Origin of the sequence: Komagataeibacter rhaeticus (genome assembly GCF_003207855.1) — a bacterium.
GTDB lineage: Bacteria > Pseudomonadota > Alphaproteobacteria > Acetobacterales > Acetobacteraceae > Komagataeibacter > Komagataeibacter rhaeticus.
Genome location: NZ_NKTZ01000043.1, coordinates 1 through 7,384, shown reverse-complemented (window position 1 = coordinate 7,384; position 7,384 = coordinate 1). Strand labels below are relative to the sequence as shown.

6 protein-coding genes and 2 pseudogenes are annotated in these 7,384 nt (G+C 61.9%); 5 read left to right on the top strand and 3 right to left on the bottom strand.

From position 1 onward, the window contains the following. Positions 1 to 98: 98 nt before the first annotated feature. A pseudogene (locus tag CFR78_RS15630) lies at positions 99 to 542 on the top strand (transposase); the annotation flags it as partial. Positions 543 to 864: 322 nt separating this feature from the next. Here CFR78_RS15630 and CFR78_RS15625 read toward each other — a convergent pair. Both CFR78_RS15625 and atzD read right to left on the bottom strand, forming a co-directional pair. Further along, positions 865 to 1,782, bottom strand: coding sequence for a LysR family transcriptional regulator (locus CFR78_RS15625; RefSeq protein ID WP_110581354.1), 918 nt, complete (start codon positions 1,780 to 1,782; stop codon positions 865 to 867). Positions 1,783 to 1,809: 27 nt separating this feature from the next. Next, a complete protein-coding gene (gene atzD, locus CFR78_RS15620; RefSeq protein WP_276527317.1) occupies positions 1,810 to 2,919 on the bottom strand; it encodes a cyanuric acid amidohydrolase in 1,110 nt (369 codons plus the stop codon). A 250-nt stretch (positions 2,920 to 3,169) separates the two neighbouring features. Between atzD and biuH the strand changes: the two genes are divergently transcribed. Genes biuH through atzF form a run of 3 tightly spaced genes read left to right on the top strand, consistent with a single transcriptional unit; the run spans position 3,170 to position 6,106 of the window. Beyond that, positions 3,170 to 3,913 (top strand): biuret amidohydrolase, encoded by a 744-nt coding sequence (gene biuH / locus CFR78_RS15615; protein WP_258366202.1) that lies wholly within the window; start codon positions 3,170 to 3,172, stop codon positions 3,911 to 3,913. After that, complete coding sequence (locus CFR78_RS15610) at positions 3,910 to 4,302, top strand: cupin domain-containing protein (RefSeq protein ID WP_110581351.1); 393 nt, start codon at positions 3,910 to 3,912, stop codon at positions 4,300 to 4,302. Before biuH ends, CFR78_RS15610 begins: the two co-directional genes overlap by 4 nt. Beyond that, on the top strand, positions 4,253 to 6,106 hold the full coding sequence (atzF, locus tag CFR78_RS15605) for an allophanate hydrolase (protein ID WP_110581350.1): 1,854 nt from the start codon (positions 4,253 to 4,255) through the stop codon (positions 6,104 to 6,106). The genes CFR78_RS15610 and atzF overlap by 50 nt, the downstream gene beginning before the upstream one ends. Positions 6,107 to 6,333: 227 nt before the next feature. Here the strand turns inward: atzF and CFR78_RS15600 are convergent, their stop codons facing one another. Then, a complete protein-coding gene (locus CFR78_RS15600) occupies positions 6,334 to 6,567 on the bottom strand; it encodes a hypothetical protein (protein WP_007400250.1) in 234 nt (77 codons plus the stop codon). A 67-nt stretch (positions 6,568 to 6,634) separates the two neighbouring features. Between CFR78_RS15600 and CFR78_RS15595 the strand changes: the two are divergent. Then, positions 6,635 to 7,384: pseudogene (locus tag CFR78_RS15595) on the top strand (IS3 family transposase); the annotation flags it as partial.

Below are 7,384 nucleotides of genomic sequence, written 5' to 3'. Positions count from 1 at the left end.
TCAACCGGCTCCACGAACTGTTGCCATGGAACTGGAAACCCGTGAATACACTGCACAGACAGGCCGCATAATCAAGGCGGCCCAGAGCGGCCGGTTACGGATATGATGGGGCCAAGCGCAAAAAGGGATCAAAGCTGCACATGGCCGTGGACACGCTGGGGCATCTGCTGGCCCTGCATGTCACACCAGCCAGTCGGGATGATCGCGCCGAGGTGGGACGTCTTGCCACCGCCATTCAGGACGCGACGGACGAGAGCGTTGAACTGGCCTATGTCGATCAGGGATATACCGGCGAGAAACCTGCCGGGGCAGCACGGGCCCAGGGGATCGCCCTTGAGGTCGTCAGGTTGCCCGAAGCCAAACGCGGCTTTGTGCTGCTGCCGCGCCGATGGGTTGTCGAGCGATCTTTCGCATGGGCTACACGATGCCGCAGACTCGTCAAGGATTACGAGCGTTACGCCTCAACACTCGCAAGTCTTCATGTCATCGCATTCGTATGTTTCATGCTCAGAAATGCAGCTATACTCGCCCAAGGTGCATAACACCCTCTAGATAGGTCAGGACCCGTTTAACGATCATCTAAAGGGAAAGAGAACAATGGCTCACCGTTCTGGATCACGCTGTGATGGTAGTTTTTCGGACTGGTAGCGGTATCTGAAACCGAGATCGTATCCTTGGCCGCTTATTCATTATTCCGGTAGTCCCTGAAATATCGAAAATTTTTTCTTTATAATTTCTGTTGTAAAATAAAAAGTGTAGCATTTTGCGGGATTGTTAACGGTTCCGTCCGACAAGGGAGACCACCAGTAAAGCGAGATATCGGGGGGGCACTTTCTGCCGGGAAGGGCATGCCACCAGAACATCTCATACGGATGGTTCCTGCCGGGCAAACAGGTATGTGCGCAGGAATGTGCAGAATACGTCACTGATCACGGGAAGGCTGCGGCCTTTCCTGATTCCCAGCACCATCTGGCGTGTACTGTTACGGAATTCAGCCAGTGGAATGGCAACGAGTTCAGTGGAAAGCGGATGGCGTTTTTCATGGAATCCGATCTGGAAATACAGGCCGCTGTTGTTACGGGCAAAGCCTGCCATGACTTCATTCGAATTCGTCTGTAGCCCCACATTCAGCTCCGTGCCGGATGCAGCCAGGTAATGATCCAGCATCTGCCGTCCCCCCCACGTACTGTCGCCCAGCGCCACGCGATAGGCCGCGCAGTCCGGCAGGCGCAGGACCGTCCGTGACGCAAGGGGGTGATCGCGGTGCATGACCGCACATAGCTGCTGCCGTGTCCGGGCCAGTATGGTGAAGGCGGGGTCAGGGGGGGGATTGAAGGCGATGCCGCAATCCGTTTCGTCTTCCACCACGCTCCGCACCACATCGTCCGACCCGGCGATCGTGATATCGAAGGTCACGTCGGGATGGCCCTGCTGGAAATCGGCAATAAGCCGGGGCAGTTCCTCCGCCGCGATGGCGGAAATGGAGGACAGCCGGATCACACCCCGGCGCAGCCCCTTCAGGTCCTCGATGCGTGACAGCACGGCATTGTGTTCGGACAGGGCATGGCGGGCAAAATGCAGGTAGGCTTCACCCGCCGCAGTCAGCCTGACCCCGCGCGGCGTCCGTTCAAAAAGGGAGGTCCCCAGTTCGTGTTCCAGATCCAGGATGCGGCGGGTCAGGGCGGAAGAAACGATATGCAGTTTTTCCGCCGCCGCCCGGATGGAACCCGCACGGGCCACGGCATCCACGTATCTGAGCATGCGTGTAAAATCTAAGGCCATGGACCAGGCACCCCGGTTGCAGGTCTGTCAGTCCCCACGTCGCACGATAATGCTGAGCGGGCCACCCCCGTCCGGTCCCTGATGTTCGGCCCCACCCGATACGAACAGCGCCGTCCGCCCCAGCGCGCCCGCCATCACACCCCCCACCAGCGCGCGGGCATGCCGTGATGAGGCGATATCGCTGTCATCCAGCATCGTATGCCGGGCGTTGCGGATCTGGCCGGAACGGGATGCTTCCGCCTTGGTCAGGAGTGTCACGACCCGCCGTGCCGGCTCCGGCGGCAGGGGACAGGTGGCGTGAATATCCACCTTCGCCAGCGCGCGGAGCAGTGCCGCCGCATCGATCGCATCGGCCATGACATCATGCGACGCCAGCAGGTCGCCACTCCAGTGCGGGCTGTTGCCCATGACAACCACCTGGTTTTCCATCAGCTCGACCCCGGCAGATGTGCTGGCGCGGCTGGAATACAGTCCGTAATCGCGGCAGACCACGCCATCATGCACGGTGTCTTCCCCTATTTCACCCAGCGCAACCGCCACGCCCAGCGCCGAAGCCCCGCGTGAATATCCCATCGAGTCCAGCGTACTTGTGGTTGCGACGGTATGGCCATCACCAACCGCGCGGGCGATGCGTGACTTGGTCAGCAGCGGGCATTTGACCTGAACGTAATGCACATCATCCACATGGTCGATACCGGCATGGGCCATGGCTTCGCGCACGGCACGCGCGGTTTCGTTCACCTGTGGCATGCGCCCGATTTCATGCGGGGCGAAGGGGCGGGTCGTGGCCGTCCCGATGGCCAGGGCCTTCCTGTCCGGCCGGGGGGGCGTGCGGTCGGGATGTATTTCAAAGACGATCCAGTGTGGCGACAGCCCCCCTTCGGTTCCGCCGGACATGACGAATGCGGTCCTGCGTTCGATATCGCCCGCGTCCTGCCCGGTCAGGCCACCCAGAAATGCCTTGAACGTGTCGGTGGCGTAACCACGGGTAAAATCATTTACGCACCCGTTGCCTTCGGTCTTGCCCAGGATGGCTACAATATGGGCGGCGGAGACGCGGCCGTTTTCGATAGCGGCGCGCAGGCCCGAAATATCATTGGGCGCGCTGGCGGGAATACAGGTGACGCGGGCTTCCATTTTCATTTCCCTTGCATTTCCCCAGAGCATGAAACAGCGGCCTGTGTAGCGGCAAGCGGTGTTTCCAGCGCACGGTGGTGCCGTTTGGGCAGCGATGGCGGCCCCGACGCCCTGCGTATGGCGCCGGGCATGATGCCCATATGGCACCACGCCGCGCTGGAAAGAGCACTTGTGCCGGCCAGTAAACCTGCCGATCCTTCTGCTGACGTCATGGTCGCTCCGGACCTGGCAGGGCAAGGGAACCCCGTTCATGCCGCCTGCAATCTCTCCCGCTTCCATGGGGCCAGCGGACGTAACAGTGCGCGCCAACCCCTATGACTGGCCGTTTGACGGACGCCTGAACGTGCATGACACGGCGCTGCTCGTCATCGACATGCAGACGGATTTCTGCGGGCCGGGGGGCTATGTTGACACGATGGGATATGACATCAGCCTGACCCGCGCGCCGATTGCGCCCATCGGCAGGGTCATGGACGCCATGCGACAGGCCGGGTTCATGATCATCCACACGCGGGAGGGACATCGCCCGGACCTGTCCGACCTGCCGCGCAACAAGCTGTGGCGCTCGCGTCGGACTGGCGCGGGTATTGGCGATGCCGGGCCCGCCGGCAGGATACTGGTGCGGGGCGAACCGGGGTGGGAGATCATTCCCGAACTGGCCCCGCGACCGGGCGAAGTCATTATCGACAAGCCAGGAAAAGGGGCCTTCTACGCCACTGACCTTGATCTCGTGCTGCGGGGGCAGGGCATTCGCAACCTGATCCTGACCGGCATCACCACGGATGTATGCGTTCATACCACCATGCGGGAGGCGAATGACCGGGGTCTTGAATGCCTGATCCTGTCAGACTGCTGTGGTGCGACCGACCGGGGCAATCATGAAGCCGCACTTAAAATGGTCACCATGCAGGGCGGTGTATTCGGGGCGGTGGCGTCCAGCGATGACCTGCTGGCCGCCCTTGAAAGCAGCCGGTCATCGGGGAGAAAAGCATGACCACGTCCCCTGCCGTGTTTTCCGGCCTGCTTGGTGGTGACCTGTCCGGGCTGGTTTTCACCCCCTTCCGCCCCGGCGTTGACATATGCCGCCTTGCGGACAATGCGGCCGGCGAGACCACGCTGGCCCTGTTGCGCTATGGAGCCGGGGCATCGGTTCCACGCCACATGCACCCTGATACGGAGACGATTATCGTGCTGACCGGCGCGCAGAGCGACGAACGCGGCACCTACAGGGCGGGCGATGTTGTCGTGAACGCCCCCGGTTCCGCTCACCGTGTGTGGTCGGATAATGGCTGCCTGGTGCTTATTTCGTGGGGGAAGCCCGTAAGGATACTGGATGACGCACCCCACGGCGGCGGATGCACGGGAGCAGCCGGCAATGGATGACACGTTCGGGATTCTGGATCTTGGCACGCTAAGACGCGCATACGATAGCGGTGTCACGCCCGCGCAGGTCATCGCGGTGGTGGAGCAGCGCATCAAGGCCGCGGGCGACCGGGCGATCTTTATTTCACGCGCCAGCCACGAGCAGCTGGCGGCCGCCATATCCGACCTGCTGGCGCGGGCGCCACGGGCGAATTCGCTACCGCTGTGGGGCGTGCCCTTCGCCATAAAGGACAATATCGATGCGGCCGGGTTCGCCACGACGGCGGCCTGTCCGGAATTCGCCTACCGGCCCGACGCCAGTGCAACGGTGGTCGCGCGCCTGGTCGCCGCCGGTGCCATACTGGTTGGCAAGACCAATCTGGATCAGTTCGCGACCGGCCTGAATGGTACCCGGTCGCCCTATGGCGCGCCACGATGTGTTTTTGATGAACGCTATATCTCGGGTGGGTCCTCTTCCGGGTCGGCCGTGGGGGTTGCAGCCGGACTGGTATCCTTCGCGCTGGGAACGGATACGGCGGGTTCCGGCCGGGTGCCCGCGGCGCTGAACAATATCGTCGGGATCAAGCCTTCGCCCGGCCGGGTGTCCAATACGGGTGTCGTACCGGCCTGCCGGACGCTGGATGTGGTGACCATATTCGCCCCGGGCGTAAGCGATGGCATTGAAATCAGGGCCGTGATGGAAGGGCGCGACCCAACCGACCCCTATTCCCGCGAACCGGGCGAAGTGGCCCTGCCGGACCGGCTTCGGCTGGGCATTCCGGCGGGCGATGAGCTGGCCTTTTTCGGGAATGAGGCGTTTCGCGGCCTGTTTGTCCGGGCGGTTGAACGCGCACGCATGCTGGGCGCGGAAATCGTGGAAATTGATTACCGCCCGTATCGCGAAGCCGCGGCGCTGCTCTATAACGGTCCATGGGTCGCGGAACGGCTGGTTGCGACGCGGGATATCCTGACGGCCCGGCCCGATGCGGTGAACGGGGTGGTGCGTGATATCCTGCACAACGCCACCCGGCTTACGGCCGTGGATGTCTTTCAGGGGGAATACCGGCTCAAGGCCCTGCTGGCGGAAGCCGATCGCGAATGGGCCAGGGTCGATGCGCTGCTGCTGCCCACCACGCCATCCACCTATACGGTGGCGGATATGATGGACAACCCGATCGAACTTAACAGCCATCTGGGGTATTACACGAACTTCGCCAACTTCATGCGGTGCGCGGCGATTGCGGTTCCGGCGGGACGCACGGCCGCGGGCCTGTCATTTGGAATACAGATTGTCGGCCCCTGCGATAGCGATGCCGCCATCGCGCCATTCGCGGCGGCCATGCACCAGGCGGCGCAGTGCGGGGCCGGAACCGATGGTGCATACCACCCCGCATCAGTGCCCATGCCCCTGGCCGGGGAAAGGCTGCGGATTGCCGTCGTGGGCGCGCATCTGCGGGGCATGCCCCTGAATGGGGAACTGACCGGGCGTGGTGGCCTTTTCGTCCGCACGACCACGACCGCCCCCGGTTACAGGCTTTATGAACTGGCGGGCACGGTCCCCGCCAAACCCGGTCTGGTGCGCGATGACAATCATGACGGGGATGGCGTGGAGGTGGAAATCTGGTCCCTGTCCCCCGTGCAGTTCGCGGGGTTTGTCGCCAGTATTCCCCAGCCGCTGGGTATTGGCCGGATCAGCCTGGCGGACGGGAGCGAGGTATCCGGCTTCATATGCGAGCCTGCAGGACTGATCGGGGCGACAGACATAACCGTCTTTGGCGGGTGGAGACAATTCCGTCAGCAGGCAGAGGGAACCGGCCCGTCCTGATGGCCCGGATTATTGTCATCGCGTTGTGACAGGATCATGCCGCGGTGATCCCGGCGGCCGTCAGTTCCGGGGGCAGGTCCTTTACGGTAGGCCATGATGCGTTTCCGGTCCTTTATGAAGGACGGGAAGGGACGGACTGCCGGAGCCGGACGGCACTGGCATGTGTCCTGACATGCTGTCAGGGCGGCTGGCAGTCGTACTGATTTTTCAGTGCCAGACCCAACTCATCAATCCAGGACCCATTCATCAACCGGCCGGTTGGCCATGTCATGTGCCCTGTAGCCTTTTTTGCGTGTCCGCTCGCTGTCCGCGCTCCCGGCCGGAAACAGCTTGCGGGCATCTTCATAGGCAAACATCGCAGCCTTCGCGGCTTTCTGGCGTTCCTGTGCGGTTTTGTCGGGGTTCAGGGCTTTGGCCATCCAGGCATCGCCTTTACGCTCACATTCATTGGCAGGGATCATTAGAAGTGGTCCCCATTTTTCGGACAGGGCGATAAGCTATAATCCGATCTGAGAGAGAACGGGTTTTATGGGCAAGGTTACGCGCAAGAGGTATGCGGCGGAGTTCAAATCACGGGTTGCCCTGGAAGCGATCCGTGGGGAACTGACGCTGGCGGAACTGGCTTCGAAACATGGGGTGCATCAGACGATGATCGCCCAGTGGAAACGGCAGGCGATCGAGGGGATGGCGGCGACCTTCTCCGGGAAGACGGTGGCGGAGCCCCCGGTCAGCCCTGCTGATGTGGAGAAACTGCACGCGAAGATAGGCGAGCTTCTCGTGGAACGGGATTTTTTACGCGATGCCTCTGCTCGGTTGGGCGTGATCAGAGGCGGCAGATGATTGACCCGAAGCGAGCGCGTCTGCCGATAATCCGGCAATGCACGCTGCTGCAACTCAACCGGTCGGGCGTCTACTATCGGCCTGTGCCACAGAGCGAGGCCAATCTGGAGCTGATGCGGCTGATCGACGCCCAGTTCCTGGAAACGCCCTATTATGGCTCACGGCAGATGACATGGCATCTGCGCCGCCTGGGACATGAAGTGGGCCGCAAGCGGGTCCGGCGGCTCATGGCGATCATGGGCCTTCGGGCGATCTACCAGAAGCCGCGCACGACCGTGCCCCATCCGGAGCATCGGAAATATCCATATCTGCTACGGGATCTGGTCATCAATCGGCCTAACCAGGTCTGGTGTTCCGATATCACATATATTCCCATGAAACGGGGATTTCTCTATCTCGTGGCGATCATGGACTGGTTCACGCGCAAGGTCCTGTCCT